16 protein-coding genes are annotated in these 15,910 nt (G+C 72.5%); 7 read left to right on the top strand and 9 right to left on the bottom strand.

Translation table 11 applies throughout. From position 1 onward, the window contains the following. Positions 1-33: 33 nt before the first annotated feature. Both ACO1BR_RS25310 and ACO1BR_RS25305 read right to left on the bottom strand, forming a co-directional pair. Positions 34-390, bottom strand: coding sequence for a hypothetical protein (locus ACO1BR_RS25310; RefSeq protein ID WP_426797395.1), 357 nt, complete (start codon positions 388-390; stop codon positions 34-36). 414 nt (positions 391-804) lie between these two features. Beyond that, positions 805-1,524 carry a YqeB family protein gene (locus ACO1BR_RS25305; protein WP_426797394.1) on the bottom strand — a complete coding sequence of 240 codons (720 nt, stop codon included), beginning with the start codon at positions 1,522-1,524 and terminating at the stop codon, positions 805-807. Between the two features lie 115 nt (positions 1,525-1,639). Here ACO1BR_RS25305 and ACO1BR_RS25300 point away from each other — a divergent pair, with 115 nt between their 5' ends. Next, positions 1,640-2,266, top strand: a complete 627-nt coding sequence (locus ACO1BR_RS25300) for a TetR/AcrR family transcriptional regulator (protein WP_426797393.1) — start codon at positions 1,640-1,642, stop codon at positions 2,264-2,266. 35 nt (positions 2,267-2,301) lie between these two features. Here ACO1BR_RS25300 and ACO1BR_RS25295 read toward each other — a convergent pair whose 3' ends face one another. After that, the gene (locus ACO1BR_RS25295) at positions 2,302-2,772 is read right to left on the bottom strand and encodes a hypothetical protein (RefSeq protein ID WP_426797392.1); all 471 of its coding nucleotides are present in this window, start codon (positions 2,770-2,772) and stop codon (positions 2,302-2,304) included. A gap of 381 nt (positions 2,773-3,153) precedes the next feature. On the opposite strand from ACO1BR_RS25295, the gene ACO1BR_RS25290 reads away from it, so the two are divergent. Further along, on the top strand, positions 3,154-3,696 hold the full coding sequence (locus ACO1BR_RS25290; RefSeq protein ID WP_426797391.1) for a HEAT repeat domain-containing protein: 543 nt from the start codon (positions 3,154-3,156) through the stop codon (positions 3,694-3,696). Positions 3,697-3,876: 180 nt separating this feature from the next. On the opposite strand, the gene ACO1BR_RS25285 is transcribed toward ACO1BR_RS25290, so the two are convergent. After that, positions 3,877-4,668 (bottom strand): DsbA family protein, encoded by a 792-nt coding sequence (locus ACO1BR_RS25285; RefSeq protein WP_426797390.1) that lies wholly within the window; start codon positions 4,666-4,668, stop codon positions 3,877-3,879. A 630-nt stretch (positions 4,669-5,298) separates the two neighbouring features. On the opposite strand from ACO1BR_RS25285, the gene ACO1BR_RS25280 reads away from it, so the two are divergent. The 4 genes from ACO1BR_RS25280 to ACO1BR_RS25265 all read left to right on the top strand — a co-directional run bounded on the left by ACO1BR_RS25280 (position 5,299) and on the right by ACO1BR_RS25265 (position 11,289). After that, complete coding sequence (locus tag ACO1BR_RS25280) at positions 5,299-5,577, top strand: hypothetical protein (RefSeq protein WP_426797389.1); 279 nt, start codon at positions 5,299-5,301, stop codon at positions 5,575-5,577. A gap of 305 nt (positions 5,578-5,882) precedes the next feature. Continuing rightward, positions 5,883-6,956, top strand: coding sequence for a YncE family protein (locus ACO1BR_RS25275; protein WP_426797388.1), 1,074 nt, complete (start codon positions 5,883-5,885; stop codon positions 6,954-6,956). Between the two features lie 425 nt (positions 6,957-7,381). Continuing rightward, positions 7,382-7,747: a peptidase inhibitor family I36 protein gene (locus ACO1BR_RS25270; RefSeq protein WP_426797387.1), complete on the top strand. Its 366-nt coding sequence runs from the start codon at positions 7,382-7,384 to the stop codon at positions 7,745-7,747. Between the two features lie 554 nt (positions 7,748-8,301). Next, positions 8,302-11,289 carry an AfsR/SARP family transcriptional regulator gene (locus ACO1BR_RS25265; RefSeq protein WP_426797386.1) on the top strand — a complete coding sequence of 996 codons (2,988 nt, stop codon included), beginning with the start codon at positions 8,302-8,304 and terminating at the stop codon, positions 11,287-11,289. A gap of 63 nt (positions 11,290-11,352) precedes the next feature. Here the strand turns inward: ACO1BR_RS25265 and ACO1BR_RS25260 are convergent, their stop codons facing one another. From ACO1BR_RS25260 to ACO1BR_RS25240, 5 genes are all read right to left on the bottom strand, one after another. Further along, a complete protein-coding gene (locus ACO1BR_RS25260) occupies positions 11,353-11,553 on the bottom strand; it encodes a hypothetical protein (RefSeq protein ID WP_426797385.1) in 201 nt (66 codons plus the stop codon). 230 nt (positions 11,554-11,783) lie between these two features. After that, on the bottom strand, positions 11,784-12,035 hold the full coding sequence (locus tag ACO1BR_RS25255) for a hypothetical protein (protein WP_426797384.1): 252 nt from the start codon (positions 12,033-12,035) through the stop codon (positions 11,784-11,786). After that, positions 12,032-12,478, bottom strand: coding sequence for a hypothetical protein (locus tag ACO1BR_RS25250; protein WP_426797383.1), 447 nt, complete (start codon positions 12,476-12,478; stop codon positions 12,032-12,034). The genes ACO1BR_RS25255 and ACO1BR_RS25250 overlap by 4 nt, the downstream gene beginning before the upstream one ends. 248 nt (positions 12,479-12,726) lie before the next feature. Continuing rightward, positions 12,727-14,223 (bottom strand): sensor histidine kinase, encoded by a 1,497-nt coding sequence (locus ACO1BR_RS25245; protein WP_426797382.1) that lies wholly within the window; start codon positions 14,221-14,223, stop codon positions 12,727-12,729. Beyond that, positions 14,220-14,939, bottom strand: coding sequence for a response regulator transcription factor (locus tag ACO1BR_RS25240; protein ID WP_426797489.1), 720 nt, complete (start codon positions 14,937-14,939; stop codon positions 14,220-14,222). Before ACO1BR_RS25240 ends, ACO1BR_RS25245 begins: the two co-directional genes overlap by 4 nt. A gap of 592 nt (positions 14,940-15,531) precedes the next feature. On the opposite strand from ACO1BR_RS25240, the gene ACO1BR_RS25235 reads away from it, so the two are divergent. After that, on the top strand, positions 15,532-15,910 hold a 379-nt coding region (locus tag ACO1BR_RS25235; RefSeq protein ID WP_426797381.1), incomplete at its 3' end, for a CBS domain-containing protein.

Raw genomic sequence — 15,910 nt, 5'->3', positions numbered from 1 at the left:
CCGGCCGCCCGCTCGTGGCACGTCGCCCCGGGGTCAGGCAGCCCGCGGCGACATCGCGTGAGGCATCTCGCGGGGACAGGGGTGGAACTCCAGCCCGAGTCCGTCGTCGACGGCCTTGCTGGTGCGGGTGGCGGCGTCGCCGACCTCTTCCCACGATCCGTACGTGGCGTACAACTGGTCGGCGGTCCGGCCGAGGGGGTTGCCGTACTTCTCGATGGTGCGTTCTTCGAGCCGCCTGACCTCCTCGGGACTCCTGCCGGCCCGGGTGATCTCCTCGGCGTCACAGCGCATCCGCACCAGGCGCCGGGCGAGCTCCTCCGGGCTCCGGCCCTCGGCGCGCATCGCGCACCGCGTGCGGTCCATGTCACCGATCACATCGTGGTAAGGCATGTGGACTTCACGCGACTCCTCCCGCTGCCGCGGGGTATCACGGCGGATGTGGCAGACCGCTGTCCCGGGACTCGTGCAGGGGCTCGTGCCGGGCGGTGCCTGGGGCACGGGCGACGATCACACACCGGCCGCAGGTGGGGGTGGGGCAGTGCCATCCAGGGCAGCGGCCACCGCGGGCGTCATGGTCAGTGCGGTCGCGAGCGGAGTCGCCACGGTGGACGCGCCCAGGGCGGCGCGCCGGGACAGCCGGACGGCAAAGGACGGTAGGGAAGGTGAGGACATGGCGTCAGTCTTGGCACGCGCGGCCCCCATCGGGCGCGCCGCACCCGAAGTTCACACCGACGGGGCAGGTTTCCGCGGAACCCCCGGATCAGGTTGACGTGGTGTGCGACGTCAACTCCCCCGCCGGCGTGCTCAGTCCGCGGCCGGACCCGTACCCCGGATCGTCCGCCAGTACTGGCGTCGCTTCACGTCCTTCACGACGACGCCGAGACGGGCCAGTTCGTCACGGAGTTCGCGGACGTCGTCGTCCGAAGGGCCCTTCTTCTTCAGCACTTCCTGACGGGCCGTGAGCAGGGCGTTGGCGCCCTCCGGAAGTCCGGGAGTCGCCGGGACCCAGCGGCGGAAGTCGTCCCGGTGCGGATCGGCGTCCACCCACACATAGCCGTACTCGGTGAAGGCGTCGGCGAGGCGGCGGATGTCCATATCGCATTCCTGCCGGGCGAGTTCGCCGCCGTCGTGGCCCAGCAGGACGAGTTCCCCGCCGTCCCGGAAGGACGTGGCGACGGCGTCGCGTGAGAACTTCCGCTCCCGGCCCTTCCGGGTGAGCGTGACGCGGTCGGCCGTCAGCCGGATCACCAACTCCTCGTACTGGGCGACGCGTCCCAGCACCAGCCCGGCCACCGTACCCACGACGGGCAGCCAGGGTTCGGGGATCGACGTCAGCAGCCGGGCCGGCCCCTGCATCGGCGCCCAGGGCAGGGTCACCAGCCAGCCGGCCAGGACGCCGACGAGCCAGCCGGCGCCCGCCCCCACCACGGCGAAGACGAGGTAGATGCAGACCGTGCTCCACGTCGCCCGACCGAGCACCGTGGGCCCGTCCGCCGCCGGATCCCGCTGGTCTCTCTTGCCCATGCCCATGTCCGGGTGCCCCCTCGTCCCGCCGTCTCCCGCAATACTAGACCGGGCGCTCGGTCTAGTATTCGCGACCGGCAGCGGAGAAACAGCAACCGACCAGAAGGAGGCCACGATGCGGACGGTCAACCTGGCCAAACACCGGTCCCGGCGCCGGCACATCGTCAACGTCGCGGCCGAACTCTTCGCCGCCAAAGGCTTCGAGCGCACCACCACGGCAGAGATCTGCAGGGCCGCCGGCATGAGTGCGGGCAACCTCTTCCACTACTTCCCCAACAAACGGGCCATCTTCCACGCCGTCTTCGAGGACGACGGGCACGACGGCGCCACCAAGGCCGAGCGGCTCGCCGCCGCCCGCGCCGCCGAGGACCCGTGGACCGCCCTCCTCGACACCGTGGACCTGCTCGCGGCCCCCGTCCTGGAACCGCTGACCCCGGCCCTCGTCGTGGAGGCCATGGTCCAGGCTTGCCGCGACCCGGAACTCGCGGCGCTGCTGAGCCGGGACGACGAAGAGGAGCGGTCGACCGTCGCCACGCTGCTGCGGAAGACCGCCGCGGCAGGACGGACCGACCCGTCCCTCGACCCGGACGACACCGCGGCGTGGGTGCTGGCGCTCATCGCCGCCCTCTACACCAGCGCCGCCACCGATCCGTCCTTCAGCCCGGTCGCCCAACTGCCCATGCTGCGCCTGATGCTGCACCGTTTCCTGCGGCCCGGCGCCGGCGCGGATCCGGAGCGCTGAGCAGCCGTGCCGCCATACGGAACCATGTGTGCTCGTCAGTGCTGACGGACCTTGACGCCGCCGATCAGGGAGTACGCGCGCAGCTTCACCACCGGACCCTCGGATTCCCCGGCGACGCCGGGGTGCCGGCCTCCGATGAGCGAGAAACCGCCGACCTCGACCGTGGTGCCCTCCGGGACCTTGAGGTCGACACCGCCGAAGACCGAGAAGGCGTCGACCTCGGCGGACGCGCCGTCGGGGTAGGTGAGGTCGGCGCCGCCGACCAGGGACGCCTTGATCAAACGGGTTCGCGCCGCGGGGAGTTCGGCGTCGGAGTGGTCGAGCTTGGCCCCGCCGACCGCGGCGACATGCACGGTACGCTCCCGCGCCGCAAAGGCACCCTGCTGCTTGAGCCCGCCCAGCAGGGACAGGCTCCACTTCGTACGGGGACGGGGCGAGGGCGCCGCGGTGGTCTGGAGGGAGGTCGTGCCGTTGGTGGCCTGCACGGTCTTCGCGCTGTTGTTCATGTCCCCGACTCTACGAAGCCCGACTGAGCCAGCGTCAGTGACGATGTCCACCGGCCCCGCATGACAGATGTCATGAGCAGCCGAAACGTCCCTCGCCTCACCTGTCCACGCCGCCCTCGCCCGTCTGTTCCGCTACCCGGCGAGGTCCGTGGTGAGCATGGTGTCCGGGACGCCGACTACCACGTCGTAGGCGTCCGGGGCCGGCACGGGCGGGAAGCCGAGCGGGACTCCCGCCCCAACACCGCCGCCCCGTAAGGGAGTCGACAGGCTCAGTGGGTCACCGCGGCACGAACGGCACCCGCCGGCGAACGGCACCCGGACCGGCACGGGCCCCGCGAAAATCCGTTGCCGAACGCCACTGCCCGGCGCGAGTCTGAGGCCATGCTGGGATTCGTCAGTACCGACAACGAAGCCCTCGTCTCGTGCCTGGGCGACCCGCACCGCGCTGCGGCGGCCTACCGTGGGCTGCTGCGGCGCGGCGCGGGCGCCATGGACGTCATACGCGCCGGCCTGCACGACGAGGATCCGGCCGTCCGCGAGGGCTGCTGCCGTCTTCTCGACCACCTGGTCGACACCGATTCCATGGACCAACTCATCGCCATGGCCGATGATCCCGACCCCCGGGTCAGGATCGCCGCGTTCCACGCACTGGCCTGTGACCGCTGCAAGGGCGACACCTGTGCCCCGGGCGCGGACCGGGTCCTCGCCCCTGCACTGCGGCACCTGTCCGCCGACCCCGATGCGCATGTCCGGGCGATGGCAGTCGAGTTGGCCGGCAAGTTCGCCCATACCGCCGCCGATGCCCTCGCCGCCTTGCGGACGTCCCACGCGCAGGACCCGAGTCCCGCGGTCCGCAAGAAGGCGGGCTGGTACATCCCCGGCGGGACCATCTACGAACGGACCGCCCCCCGCGCGCTGGGGTAGCGAGCGCGGGCACCGTGGGCCGGGAGGGGGTGGGTGGGTGCCCGCCCGCCGGCTCTCCCGGCGGGCGGCGGCCAGCGCGTACGTCATCCCGCGTCCCGGCGGCCCGACCCCTATTCGACGAATGGCCCAGCGTGCGGCCATTCGTCGATGCGGCTATGCGGCTATGCGGCTATGCGCAACTCAACCCTGCGGAGTGGCAGGCGCGGAGGCCACGACCTTCTGCACCTCTTTGTTCACCAGGCTGGTCAGCTTGCTCGGCGTCAGGGCGGCGGCGCCACCCGGAATCGTGCGGTCGTTGATCTGCACGACGGGAAGCTCACCCAAGCCCGCGGCCGCGTAGTCGGCCTGCGACTCCTTCACCCAGCCCATGCGCTCGGTTCGATCGACACACAGCGAGAAGTCGTCGTGGTTGATCTTTCCGGCCTTCTTGGCCAGCGCGATGAGCAGTTTGCGGTTCTTGAGCGCGTCTTTGGTCGGGGCCGGCTGGTTCTTCCAGATCTGGTCCATGTACGCGGTGAGCCGCCCCTGGTCCTGGGCGCAGGCCGCGGCGGCCGCGGCTTCGGACGCCCCGCTGCCGCCGTACTGCTTGTCGCTCTGCGTGACCAGACGGTAGTTGATCTGGACCCGCCCGGATGCCAGCAGCTGGTCGAGCGTGGGAGCGAAGCGCTGGGCGAAGTCCCGCGAGTGCGGATTGCGCGGGTCTTCGAAGATGGTGAGCGTGACGGGAATGGTGGGCTTCACCGGAAGCGCCAGCTTCGTCTTGCCCGCTCCGGACGCCACGGCGCTCGTCGGGGCTTCCACGGTGGTCGGCCTGGACGCGCGCACGCTGTGCCCCAGGAGGGCCGCGGCTCCGTACACCACGGCGATGCCACCCGCTATCACCACATAGTTACGCCACTTGCCCTGGCTGCCGCGCGACGCCTGTTCAGGAGACTCTTCCTTGCGCGCCTTGTCCTTCGCCAACGCAGCCATGCGCAACCTTTCGCCAATTACCGGTTAGCCGGTCATGTCCAAATTTCCTGCGGCAGCGCACGTTCCTGACGCCACCCCTCCGACAGGGTGCGACAGCGTCGACCGATCCCGCTTCGGCGCACCCGCTCCGGGGTCCGCCTGCTCCGTACCGGGTCGAGTGTAGAGCTGTAAACCTGTGAACCGACCGCCCGGGGCGCGGCGCCCCACGCATACCGTCAACAGAGCCCGCGGCGAGGACGCCGCCGGCGACTGCGACAGCACTCCATATCACGACAATTCACCGCGTATCACTCGTAAGTGGATCTTCATCGAACGACGAGAATCGATTCCCATAGAGTGAGAAGTGCGGACATTCCATCGCGTATGCCGTCGACACGGTCGCGGAAGGTGATCGAGTACCTCGCCCGCAAGGGCCCCACGCTGCGGGCGCTCACACGGAACCGCGCGGCGGAGATCACCGGAGCGGCCCGCGCCTTCGTTCAAGAGGATCAGGATCGCGCCGGGACTTCCCCCTGTGCGAGTCGGCGAGGTGAAGTGGAGCAGCAGGGTGACGGAAGCCGTGGGCGAAGTCGCGGGCGAGGAAGGTTAGTTGGCTTCTCATCGACAGTTCTCCGGTCGCTTCCGCCTCGCGTGAGCAACCATCGCAGCGCTGTACGGAAACGGATACCACGCCCCGGACTTCTCGTTTGTGGCGTCGCCGGCACCGCGCGGTACCCGCCCTCGCGCTCCCTCGGCCGGTTCGCCGTCGACTCGGTCGTCTTCGGCGAGCGGGCGCTGCGGCCGCTGGTCGACACGCTGGGGGCGGACCGGGTGGTGGTCGGCAGCGACTACCCGTCTCCGCGGGGCGAGCGCCGGCCGGCGCGGTGGTCCGCAGGAACGGGTTCCTGGACGACATCGGCCGGCGGATGATCACCCACGGCAACGCCGAGCGCTTCCTCGGTCTCCCCCGGCGGGCGCCTCCCAGGGTCCGTCCGACGGGACGGTCGTCGACGCGACGGCCAGGCGGCGACGCCGCCCCGGCACCCGGACGGGGGAACGGCACTGCGCCGTTGCGGCGGGCCGCCCGCCGCGTCAGCACAGGCCGCATCCGGCGCCGGGAGTGGTTCACTCGCCCGGGTCACGGACGAGGGCTGGCTGGCCGGTGGCACCCCTGCGCGATCCCGAGATGCCTGATCTTGTGGACTCGTAATGATCACTACTGATCCAGGAGTGCCATGCAGCGTTTTCCCCTGGCCAGCGCGCCGCTCGGTAGCGCACCGGGCCAGAAACGTCGGAGCGCACCGCTCCTGTCCCGCCACAGACGCCGCCTCTACTGGGGCTCGGCCGCCGCCCTGCTGCTGCCGTGCGTACTGGTCGCGGCCGGCGCACCGCCGGCCCCCGCGACCCGGCACGTGGCACGCTATCCCGTGCGCGTCAGCGCTTACGTCGCCAACAGCGGCTCGTCAACCGTCTCGGTTTTCGACACCCGTTTAGAGCGCAGGGTCGGCGACGTCCAAGTGGGCCGCGGCCCGACCGGCGTGGGAGCGGCTCCGGACGGCGAAGCGGTCTACGTCGCCAACGGCCGTGCCGACTCGGCTTCCTTCATCGCCACCGGCCCCCGGCTGACCACGGCCGTGGTGCGGGTCCGGCGCCGGCCCTTCGCGGCGATGCCGACCCGCGACGGCCGCTACGTGCTGGTGGCCGACTTCGGCTCGGACGCCGTCTCGATCATCAGCGTCCGGGCCCGCCAGGTGGTCGCCACCCTGCCAGTGGGTCCGCTGCCGCACAGCATCACCACGGTGCCGGACGGGCGTGCCTACGTGACCGACAACGGCGGTGGCTCGGTGACCGTGCTCGGCAGGGGCCTGCGTGCCACCCGGGACATCCGGGTCGGAGACTTCCCCAGCGGGATCAGTTCGCCGCCCTCCGGCCGTCGGGTGTACGTCTCCAACACCGGTTCCGGCACCGTGTCGGTCATCGACCCCGACACCGAGTCCGTGGTGGCCACCCTGCCCGGCGGCCAGGCACCGCTGGGCAACGCCGTCAGCCCGGACGGCCGACGCCTCTACGTCGCCGACTCGGCCCGGAACTGCCTGCTGATCATCGACATCCCCGCCCGCCGCGTCATCGGCCACGTCCCCGTTGGCGTCGATCCGCAGGGTGTCGCCGTCACCCCCGACGGCCGACGGGTGTGGGTGACGAACGAACAGTCCGACACCGTGTCGGTCATCGACCCGTTCACCCAGCGGGTCCGCGTCACCCTGCCGACGGGACACGAACCCGAAGGCATCGCCATCACCCCGCGCTGAGCGCGCCGGGATTCCCGCGCGCCGCGGCCTGGTCCCACCTCGTGACAGTGGGCCGGCCATGGGGGTTGCCGTCGGCCCGGGACTCCAGGCAGCCGCGGAAGGCGACAAGACCGCACCGATGCTTCCGGTGTGAGTGCAATCGACCGACGGACGTACGGGTCCGTCCGTCCACCACGGCGCCTCGCACAGCCCGAACGACAGTTCGCTCCGGGCGGCCGGGCACTCGCACAACGCTGCCCGGAAGCGTGACGGTGTCACGAACGCCGCACGTTGCCCGCGGCTGGTGCAGCAGACTCGCCCCAGGGCCTGGTCTGGTCAGGTATGTCCTCCGCGGACAGGCGATCAGGCCGGGACGGCCCGTATGTCTGGCGCATGCCCCGGTAGGCGACCCAGGCGTCATGTTCGACTGTCAGGGGGGAGATCCCATGCGCATCCACCATGTCACCACGGCACTCGCTTCCCTGGCCGCCGCGGCGGCCCTCGCTCTGGCCACCACCGTCCCCGCGCAGGCACGGACCGGCGCGGTGCCGGACGCCCCGGCCCGTGCCGCAACCGCCTGTCCGCAGGGTTCCGTCTGCTTCTGGCCGGAGCCCGACTTCGGCGGGGAGATGAGGGCCGCGCAGAGTGCGCAACACGACTGCCAGGCCACGCCGGTCCAGCCCGCGCGGTCGGTCTACAACCACGGCTCCGACGCCCTGACCTTCTTCTCACGATCGAACTGCTCGGTACGCGTCGGCGCACTGGAGCCGGGCGGCTCCGCACGGTCCGTCGACATCTCCAGCTGGCAGTGAGCAACGCCGTGCGCAACAGGTCTCGCGGAGGCGGGCAGGCCACCGTGGTGCGCCGGCCACGAGGGAGCGGACACCGCCTGGCCGGCGGCGCCTGGGGGCCCGCCAGCCCGGCCCCGCGGTCCTCCAGGCGCGGGATCAGTGCCTGCGCGGACGGGCTCGGCGTAAGGGGCGGCCGACGTGCGCCGGACCAGGGCCGGCGCGGGCGCCACGTCAGGGTGGTGCGCGGAATATCCGGCGCAACGGGGCCGGTGCGCTGCCAGCGCCGCCCTTCCCTCGACGCGTCGCGGGCACCGGTGCGTACGGGCGTCCATGCCTGGCAGCTCCTGCGCCAGTCCGCCGACCGCCGACCGCCGACCGCCGACCGCCGACCGCCGACCGCCGACCAAGAGGTACCGGTCACCGAGCTCCAACTCGCCGCAGACGGTGGGAGGTTGCCGCTCCACACCGCTCGCCCTGGAGGGAGGAACGTGAGCGAGAACTTCACCTGACGCACACCTTGTGCAGCCTCGTGGAGACGCACCAAAGGGCCGTCAGCAGCGCCCTATACTCCCTGCGTGTCTTCGACGGGGGCGGTATCGACGGGTGTGCGGCGGCTCCGCCTGGCGGTACTGGGGCCGCTTCAGGGATGGCGCGGTGAGGCACTGCTGGAGCTCGGTCCGGTGCGCCAACAGGCGCTGCTGACCGCGTTGTTGCTACGGCCGGGTGCGACGGTCAGCAGGCAGCAGCTCCTCGACGGCGTCTGGGGTGTGGAGCAGCCGGGCACCGGCGCCAAGGTGATTCCGGTCTATGTGCACCGCTTGCGCAGATGTCTGGCCGCTCCGGGGGACGGCTCGTCGGATGCGGTGTCGGATGCGGTGATCGTCACCGACCGCGGGGGTTATCGCTTCGTCCCGCGGAATGTGTGGGTGGACGTGGCGCACATGGAGGCGATGGCCGCCGAGGCGAAGGCGGCGCAGGGCCGCGGCGAGCTGGACGCCGCGGTGGGTGCGTGGTCCCGGGCGCTGGAGCTGTTCCGGGGCGAACCGCTGGCCGGAGTTCCTGGGCCGTTCGCCGAGGGGGAGCGGCTGCGGCTGGCGGAGTGCCGGCTCGCGCTGGTGCAGGAGAGGCTGGACTGCGAACTCCGGATGGGCCGGTCGGTGGCGGCGGTCGGCGAACTGTTCGCCCTGACGGAGACGCATCCGTACCACGAGGCGCTGACCGCCCTGCTGATGCGTGCCCTCTATGGGAGCAATCGGCGGGCCGATGCGCTGGCCGTGTTCGCCAAAGTGCGCCGCCGCCTGGTGCGGGAGCAGGGGGCGGAGCCGGGTGCCGAACTGCGGCGCGTGCACGAGGCGGTGCTGCGGGGCGACGACGCGGTCCTGCTCGGCGGACCCGTACGACAGGAGCACCGGCGTGCGGAGCCGTCGCCGCAGGCACCGCCGGGACCGGAGTGCCGGGAGCGCCGGGTACGCGATGAACTGCCGGTCGGCGTGGGGGACTTCACCGGGCGGGCCCGGGAACTCGCACTCCTTGCCGCGTCGGCCGACGCGCGGGGTGTGACGGTCCGCGCGGTGGACGGCATGGCCGGGGTCGGCAAGACGGCGCTGGTGGTGCATGCGGCGCGCACGGTGCGGGAGCGGTATCCGGACGGCTGCCTGTTCGTCGATCTGCACGGGCATCGCGAGGATCGCGGGGCCACCGGGCCGCAACGTGTGTTGCGCCGCCTGCTGCGGGCGGTCGGCGCCGATGAGGGGGAGGATTCCGACGACCTTGACGAGTTGGCCGCTTCGTGGCGGGCGGCGACCGCTGCGCTGCGACTGCTGCTGGTGCTCGATGACGCCTCCGGGGCCGAGCAGGTACGTCCGCTGGTGCCCGCAGGTCCGGGCACCATGCTGCTGGTGACGAGTCGGCGGCGGCTGACCGGGCTGGACGCGGACCGCAGGATCTCGCTGACGCCTCTGGCCGTCGACGAGGCGGTGGGGCTGCTGAGCCGCATCGTGGGCGACTCGGGGTCGGACCGCGAGCGGGACGCGATACGCCGGCTCGCGGGTCTGTGCGATCGGCTGCCGCTGGCGCTGCGCATCGCCGGGGCACGGCTGCAGAACCGCCCCTCGTGGGCGCTGGAGTCCCTGGCGGTCCGACTGGCCGACGACGAGTGCCGGCTCGGCGAGCTGTCGGTGGCGGACCGGAGCGTGGAGGCCGCGTTCCAGCTGTCCTACGACCAGTTGCCGGCCGCCGAGCAGCGCGCTTTCCGCGCCGTGGGTCTGTCGCCCACGGTGGAGCTCGACCGGCTCACGCTGGCGGCCATGCTCGACTGGGAGCCGGCGGATGCCGAGCACGCCCTGGAGAGCCTGGTCGACGCGAGCCTCGTCCAGCAGGTGGCCGCCGATCGCTACCGGTTGCACGACCTGGTGGCGGTCTACGCCCGGCGTGTTGCGGCCGGGTACCCCGTGGAGGTCGCGGCGGCCCGGGACGGCGTGTTCCGGCTGTATGTGGCGGCCGCCCGCCGTGCGAGCGACTGGGGCCCCTCCGCCTTTCCGACCGGTCCGGAGCCGGCGGCCGCGCCGTTCGCCGACTGGGAGGAGGCGACGAACTGGCTGGATGCGGCGGGCGGTGAGCTGGTCGACGTGGTGGGGCACGCGGTGGGCGTGGGCAACCTGGACGATGCCTGCTGGATCGCCGAGGGCCTGGTCGACTACCTGACCCGGCAGGGCCGCTTCCACGAGTGCCGGTCGCCCCTGGAGATGCTGCTGCCGCTGGTCGAGCGGGCCACCGACCGGCGGATGGTCTCCGAACGGCGGACGTGCATGGGCATGATGTACGGCTTCCAGGGCCGTCACGAACAGGGCCGGACCTGGTTGGCGGAGGCCCTGCGGATCAGCCGCCGGGCCGGTGACCTGCATGAGCAGGCCAGAGCCGCGGGGTCTCTCGGGATGTTCGCCAACCTGGCAGGGCAGATCGCGGACTCGATGGTCCACTTCCGGGAAGTGGCGGAGCCGGCCCTGAAGTTGGACGACGACTGGCTCACGAGCGTGGTCACCTGCACGGTCGGCGAGATGCACCACCAGCTCGGCGAGCACGACCGGGCGTACGAGTGCTACACGGAGGCGATGGTGCTGGCCGAGAAGGTCGGCAGCCCCCGGCAGTCCGGGAGGACGCTGCTCGGCCTCGGGTGTCTGCAACTGGATCTCGGCCGGCCCCGGGACGCCGCCGGCACGCTGGGGAAGGCCGGGGAACTGGCCCGGCGTCTGCGGGACATTCCCCTGTACGCGGCCGTCCTCGGACGGTTGAGCGCCGCCGAGACGTGCCTGGGCCACGGGGACGCCGCCGCCGAACTCCGCCGCCGGGTGCTCGCGGTGCTGAGCGAGCAGACCGGCACCGAACGCGAGATGATCCGCCAGCGGCTGGTGTGGAGCGACGTCCCGGCGGAGGACCTCGCCGGCGCACGGGAATTCTTCGAGCGGGCCGCGGCCCTCCCCGACGCCGAGATCCCCCGCGCACAGATCTCCCGCGCCCTCGGCGAACTGCACCTCCACCGGCAGTCGAACGCCGGTGGTCGCTGACCGGGCGGGAGGCCACGGCGGTCCGGCCGCCACATCGTCGACCGGGCCGCCGCCCCGCTCCTGTCAGGAGGCCGGGATCCCTACCCGGGGCCCCGCCGGGGTTCCGCCACTGCCGGACTGGAGCTTGTGGTTGGCAGCGCGGTAGTTGGTGGTGCACTCGGGCTGGTCCGCCGCGCCCGTCGTACCGCCGATCTCGATGTAGTAGTGGTCGATGGAGTCGGCCCGTGCCACGGTGGGGGCGGCGACGACGGTACCGACCACCATCGCCGCCGTCGTCGCGGCCGTCCCAACAGCCCGTGTCAGCCTGCTCGTTCTCGACATCGGCTGGGGTCCCCCTCGGGTTGTGTCATGCCTGCGTCGAACGGCATGGACGCTGGCCACGGCCGTTGACATCGCGATGACAGGGCGATGACTCCGCTCGTGGCGGGGGCCCGCATGCGCGGACACCTCCGCCGGGCGCGGTGCGGCCCGACGGAGGCGTCCGGAGTCCGGTGTCAGTTACCGGAGTTGTCGGCGTTGCCGTTGGCGTCCGCCGAGTCGACGGCGCGCTGGGCGTCGTCGGCCTTCTTCTGCATCTGCGCGAGCTGGTCCGGTGCGGCGGAGGAATCGCCGCTCGCGGCGGAGCTGCTGCTCGCGGAGGGCGCCGCGGCGTCCGGCGGGGCGGAGGGCGAGCACGCGGTGGTGGCCAGCAGCGGCACCGCGACCGCGGCCGTCAGCAGGACGGACACCCGTCGTCGGCGGTTCATGACGTGGTGCCCGCCGGGTGCTTCTCGCCGAGCTTGTTCGCCGCGCACCAGGTGGCGACGGCCTTCAGGTCGGTCTGCTCCTTCTTGAGGGTCGTCAGGAACCCCTTGCGGGCGGTCAGCCGGTCGCCGAGGAACTTGGCGACGGCCGCGTGGTTGGCCTTCTGGGCCAGGTCGATGCGCTGCTCCAGGTACTTGATGGAGCCGGGCGTGCCGACCGGGCCCTCGATGCGCCTGATGCGCTTCTCGATGCGCTTCTCCAGCCGGGGCACACGGACGCACAGGCCCTTCGCCCCGTCGCTCCGGGGGCCCTTGGCGTGCCGGGCGGCGGAGACGGACGTGGTCGGGCTCTTGCTCTCCGCCGCGTAGGAGGGTGCCGCGACTGCCGCCGTGGTGAGGACGATGCCCGCGAGAGCCGCGGCCGTCGTCGCCGTGCGAAGCTGCATGAGGTGTCTCCCATCTCTGTACTGCGTGTCTGAGTGTCTGAACTGCTGCACTGCCTGCGGTGCCGGGCCGCAATCGCGGCGCCCGGTGCACCGTGCCGGTGGGGCACGGTCCGGACCGCGCGGCCGGGCACCGCCCGCCGCCCGTCCTGCGGTTTCCCGCGGCGGACTGCGTAACCGCGAAGGTAGGAACGGTTCTTGTGGTTTCTTTGTGAGTGCGCGGCACCGGTGGCGGTGCCGGCTCGGGTGGGTCAGCGTCGTGTGGCGGGGATCTCGTGTCCCCGGGAGGCGGTGTCCGACAGCCAGGACCGGTGCCGCGGCACCGGGGCGCCCCGCCCGTCGGGGCGCGCGAGGGGGAAGGTGACCTCGAAGCGGGCGCCGCGTCCCCCGGGGCCGTCCAGGACGCGCAGCCTGGCCCGGTGCAGATCGGCCTGCTGGGCGACCAGCGTCAGGCCCAGACCCGACCCCGGGCTGTCGGAGCGGCGGTGGAAGCGCCGGAAGATCGCCTCCCGTTGGTCCGCGACCACCCCGGGTCCCCGGTCGTCCACGGTGAGCACGGCCGCCGGGGCGCCGTCGTCCTCGGCCGCCCGCAGCGCCACGGCGATCCGGGTCCGGCCGTCCGCGGAGCGGCCGTGCGCCAGGGAGTTGGCGAGCAGGTTGTCCAGCAGCGAGCGCAGCCCCGGCTGCCATCCGTGCACGGTCAGGCCCGGCGCGCTGTCGAGCGTCACCTCGGCTCCGGGATGGGTGCGGCGCAGGTCGGAGACGGCGGCGTCGGCGAGGTCGGCCAGGTCGACGGGCGCGAACGCGTCCACCTCGACCAGGTCTCCTTGGGCCAGCGCCCGCAGCATCACCAGCAGCCCCAGCAACCGGGCGTGCCCGCGGCGCAGTTCGTCGACGGTCTCGGCACGGTCGGCGGGGTCGAGGTCCTGGAACGAGTCGAGGATGTCCAGGTTCGTCTGCATGCTCGTCAGCGGCGTGCGCAGTTCGTGGGAGGCGGCGGCGGAGAACGAACGGGCCGTGGCCAGCGCCTCGGCGGTGCGGGCGGCCTGTTCGTCGTACCGCGCGAGGAACGTCTGGAGGGTGTGTGCGAGTTCGTCGACCTCGGTGATCCGGGTCGGGGTGTGCTCCAGGCGGGCGGAGCTGGCGCGCGGGTCGAGGCCGCTGGTGCGCTGCTGGAGGCGCCGCAGCGGCCGGGCCGCGCCGGCGGCCAGCAGCCAGGCGGTGGCCGCCGAGGCGGGCGCGGCGAGCAGCGCGACGGTGAGCACCCGGTTGCGTACGAGCTGGACCTGCGCCTGGCTCGCGGCCTCCGGGGAGAACATCCAGAGCGTCCCGTGCACCCCGGGCTGCCCGGTGGTCACCGCCACGCTCAGGGCGCGCCAGGTCTTTCCGGGCCCCCCGACCGTGACCGGGTGTGCGGCACGGGCCGGCAGGTGGACGGCCGGGCCGGGCTGCGGGCCGTCCGTGACCGTGGCGGTGCCGGCCGGGCCGATCAGGCGGATGCCGATGTCCAACGCCGCGGTGGCCAGCTTGCGCCGGTGCGCGTGCTCGCCCTTCGGCCGGCCGCGGGACTCGGCGAGCAGCACGCCGCGCGCCGCCGTCGCGACGCTGCGGGCCCGCGCGTCGAGCCGCTGATCGGCCTGTGCCAGCAGATCCCTGCCGACCAGGCCCACCAGCACCCAGCCCGAGGCCGCCACCAGCAGGGGCACCACAGCGCCGACCACGATCGCGATACGGGTGGAGAGTCTCATCCGCGGCGCTCCCCCTCGGTGCCGTGGTCGTCGCGCAGGACGAAGCCGACGCCGCGCACCGTGTGCACGATCCTGGGCCGTCCGCCGGCTTCCAGCTTGCGGCGCAGATAGCTGACGAAGGTGTCGACCGCGTCGGTGCGGACCTCGAAGTCGTAGCCCCACACCCGGTCCAGCAACTGGTCACGGCTCAGGACAAGTCCGGCGTTGCGGGCCAGTACGTCGAGCAGCTCGAATTCCCGCCGGGTCAGCTCCACGGGCCGGCCGTCGAGACGGGCGGTGCGCGCCGTCGCGTCGATCACCAGCCCGCCGACCCGTACCGCGTCGGTGGCGGCCGGCGCGCGCCGGCGCAGCAGCGCGTGCAGCCGCAGCACCAGTTCGTCCAGGGCGAAGGGCTTGACGAGGTAGTCGTCTCCCCCGGCCTGGAGGCCGGCCACCCGGTCGGCCACTTCGTCCAGGGCGGACAGCATCAGGACCGGTATGTCGTTTCCGTCCGTCCGGAGGTGCCGGCAGACCGCGATGCCGTCGAGATCGGGCATCGAGACGTCCAGCACCACGACGTCCGGCTCCGTGTCCGCCACCTTGGCCAGGGCGCTGCGCCCCCCGTCCGCCAGGTCGACGGTGAAGCCGTTCAACCGTAGCCCGCGCCCCAGCGACCGCCGGATCGCGGCGTCGTCGTCCACCAGCAGCACCCGCCCACAGCCGGCCGTCACACCCATGCCCACCTCACCTGGCCCTTCCACGAAGACCGAAATCATGCACCAGCACCCTGTTGTCCGAGCCCGGTCCGTCGCGCCACGTCACCTTTCGGCGCGACGCGGCATCCGGAGCGCCCGGCGTCCGGAGCCCGGCGTCCCGGGCAGCCCCGGCGAGGGACCGTCCGGTACTGGCGCGGTGGCGGGCGCCGTGGTGACGTGGACACCATCCGCGAGGCGGATGCGGGTCCACGGGCTCGGCACCCGGGGCACCGGCAGGCGGGCGCGCTGCTGCCCGAGCAACGCGACGATCTCCGGGCGTCGTTGTACGGGCTGCGCACGGTCCCGCGGCTCCGGTCCAGCTACGCGGAGGAGCGCTGCTTCTCGCTCTCCGCACGACGCCCGCGGGGGCCGGCAGCCGGTTGGCCGGGCCCGTCCCCCGACCGTCACGACCTGGTCAGGACCCCGCCGGCGAGCCCTGGACGGGGACCGGTCGGCCTGCCGGGGACGGCCGGCTCGGTGATGGGGCCGACCGGCTCATGCCGGAACGTGCACCGCCCCGGCCACGCTTGAGGTGTGGCCGCACCACCGGCCGCCGCGGCGGAAGGAGCCGGAGATGGAGCACCGCACGATAGGTGAGCTGATGCCCCGGAAGGTCGTGAGCGTGCGGCTCGACACTCCGTTCAAGGAGATCGCGCAGACGCTCGCCGACAACGCGGTGAGCGCCGTACCGGTGCTCGACGGCCTCGGCAGGCCGGCCGGCATCGTCTCGGAGGCCGATCTGCTGCGCAAGGCCGCCGACCGGTCCGATCTGTCCGGCAGGACCCCGCTGCCGCACCTGGAGGCATGGGAGCGGGCGCGGGCGGAGGGCCGTACCGCCGGTGAGCTGATGTCCGCACCGGCGGTGTGCGCCCACCCGGACTGGACGGTGGTGGAGGCGGCGCGACTGATGGAGGTGCAGCAGGTCAAACGGCTGCCCGTGGTCGACGAGGCGG

Origin of the sequence: Streptomyces sp. YGL11-2, from assembly GCF_050054615.1 — a bacterium.
Taxonomy (GTDB): Bacteria; Actinomycetota; Actinomycetes; order Streptomycetales; family Streptomycetaceae; genus Streptomyces.
The sequence above is the reverse complement of the archived record's forward strand: the minus strand, read 5'-3'. Positions and strand labels throughout refer to the sequence as shown.

Coding starts and splice junctions, on each gene's coding strand:
- ACO1BR_RS25285 (WP_426797390.1), bottom strand. CDS start 4,668: ATGGCTGCGTTGGCGAAGGACAAGGCGCGCAAGGAAGAGTCTCCTGAA.
- ACO1BR_RS25305 (WP_426797394.1), bottom strand. CDS start 1,524: ATGGGCAAGAGAGACCAGCGGGATCCGGCGGCGGACGGGCCCACGGTG.
- ACO1BR_RS25295 (WP_426797392.1), bottom strand. CDS start 2,772: ATGAACAACAGCGCGAAGACCGTGCAGGCCACCAACGGCACGACCTCC.
- ACO1BR_RS25300 (WP_426797393.1), top strand. CDS start 1,640: ATGCGGACGGTCAACCTGGCCAAACACCGGTCCCGGCGCCGGCACATC.
- ACO1BR_RS25270 (WP_426797387.1), top strand. CDS start 7,382: ATGCGCATCCACCATGTCACCACGGCACTCGCTTCCCTGGCCGCCGCG.
- ACO1BR_RS25275 (WP_426797388.1), top strand. CDS start 5,883: ATGCAGCGTTTTCCCCTGGCCAGCGCGCCGCTCGGTAGCGCACCGGGC.
- ACO1BR_RS25250 (WP_426797383.1), bottom strand. CDS start 12,478: ATGCAGCTTCGCACGGCGACGACGGCCGCGGCTCTCGCGGGCATCGTC.
- ACO1BR_RS25260 (WP_426797385.1), bottom strand. CDS start 11,553: ATGGTGGTCGGTACCGTCGTCGCCGCCCCCACCGTGGCACGGGCCGAC.
- ACO1BR_RS25255 (WP_426797384.1), bottom strand. CDS start 12,035: ATGAACCGCCGACGACGGGTGTCCGTCCTGCTGACGGCCGCGGTCGCG.
- ACO1BR_RS25245 (WP_426797382.1), bottom strand. CDS start 14,223: ATGAGACTCTCCACCCGTATCGCGATCGTGGTCGGCGCTGTGGTGCCC.
- ACO1BR_RS25290 (WP_426797391.1), top strand. CDS start 3,154: ATGCTGGGATTCGTCAGTACCGACAACGAAGCCCTCGTCTCGTGCCTG.
- ACO1BR_RS25240 (WP_426797489.1), bottom strand. CDS start 14,939: ATGGGTGTGACGGCCGGCTGTGGGCGGGTGCTGCTGGTGGACGACGAC.
- ACO1BR_RS25310 (WP_426797395.1), bottom strand. CDS start 390: ATGCCTTACCACGATGTGATCGGTGACATGGACCGCACGCGGTGCGCG.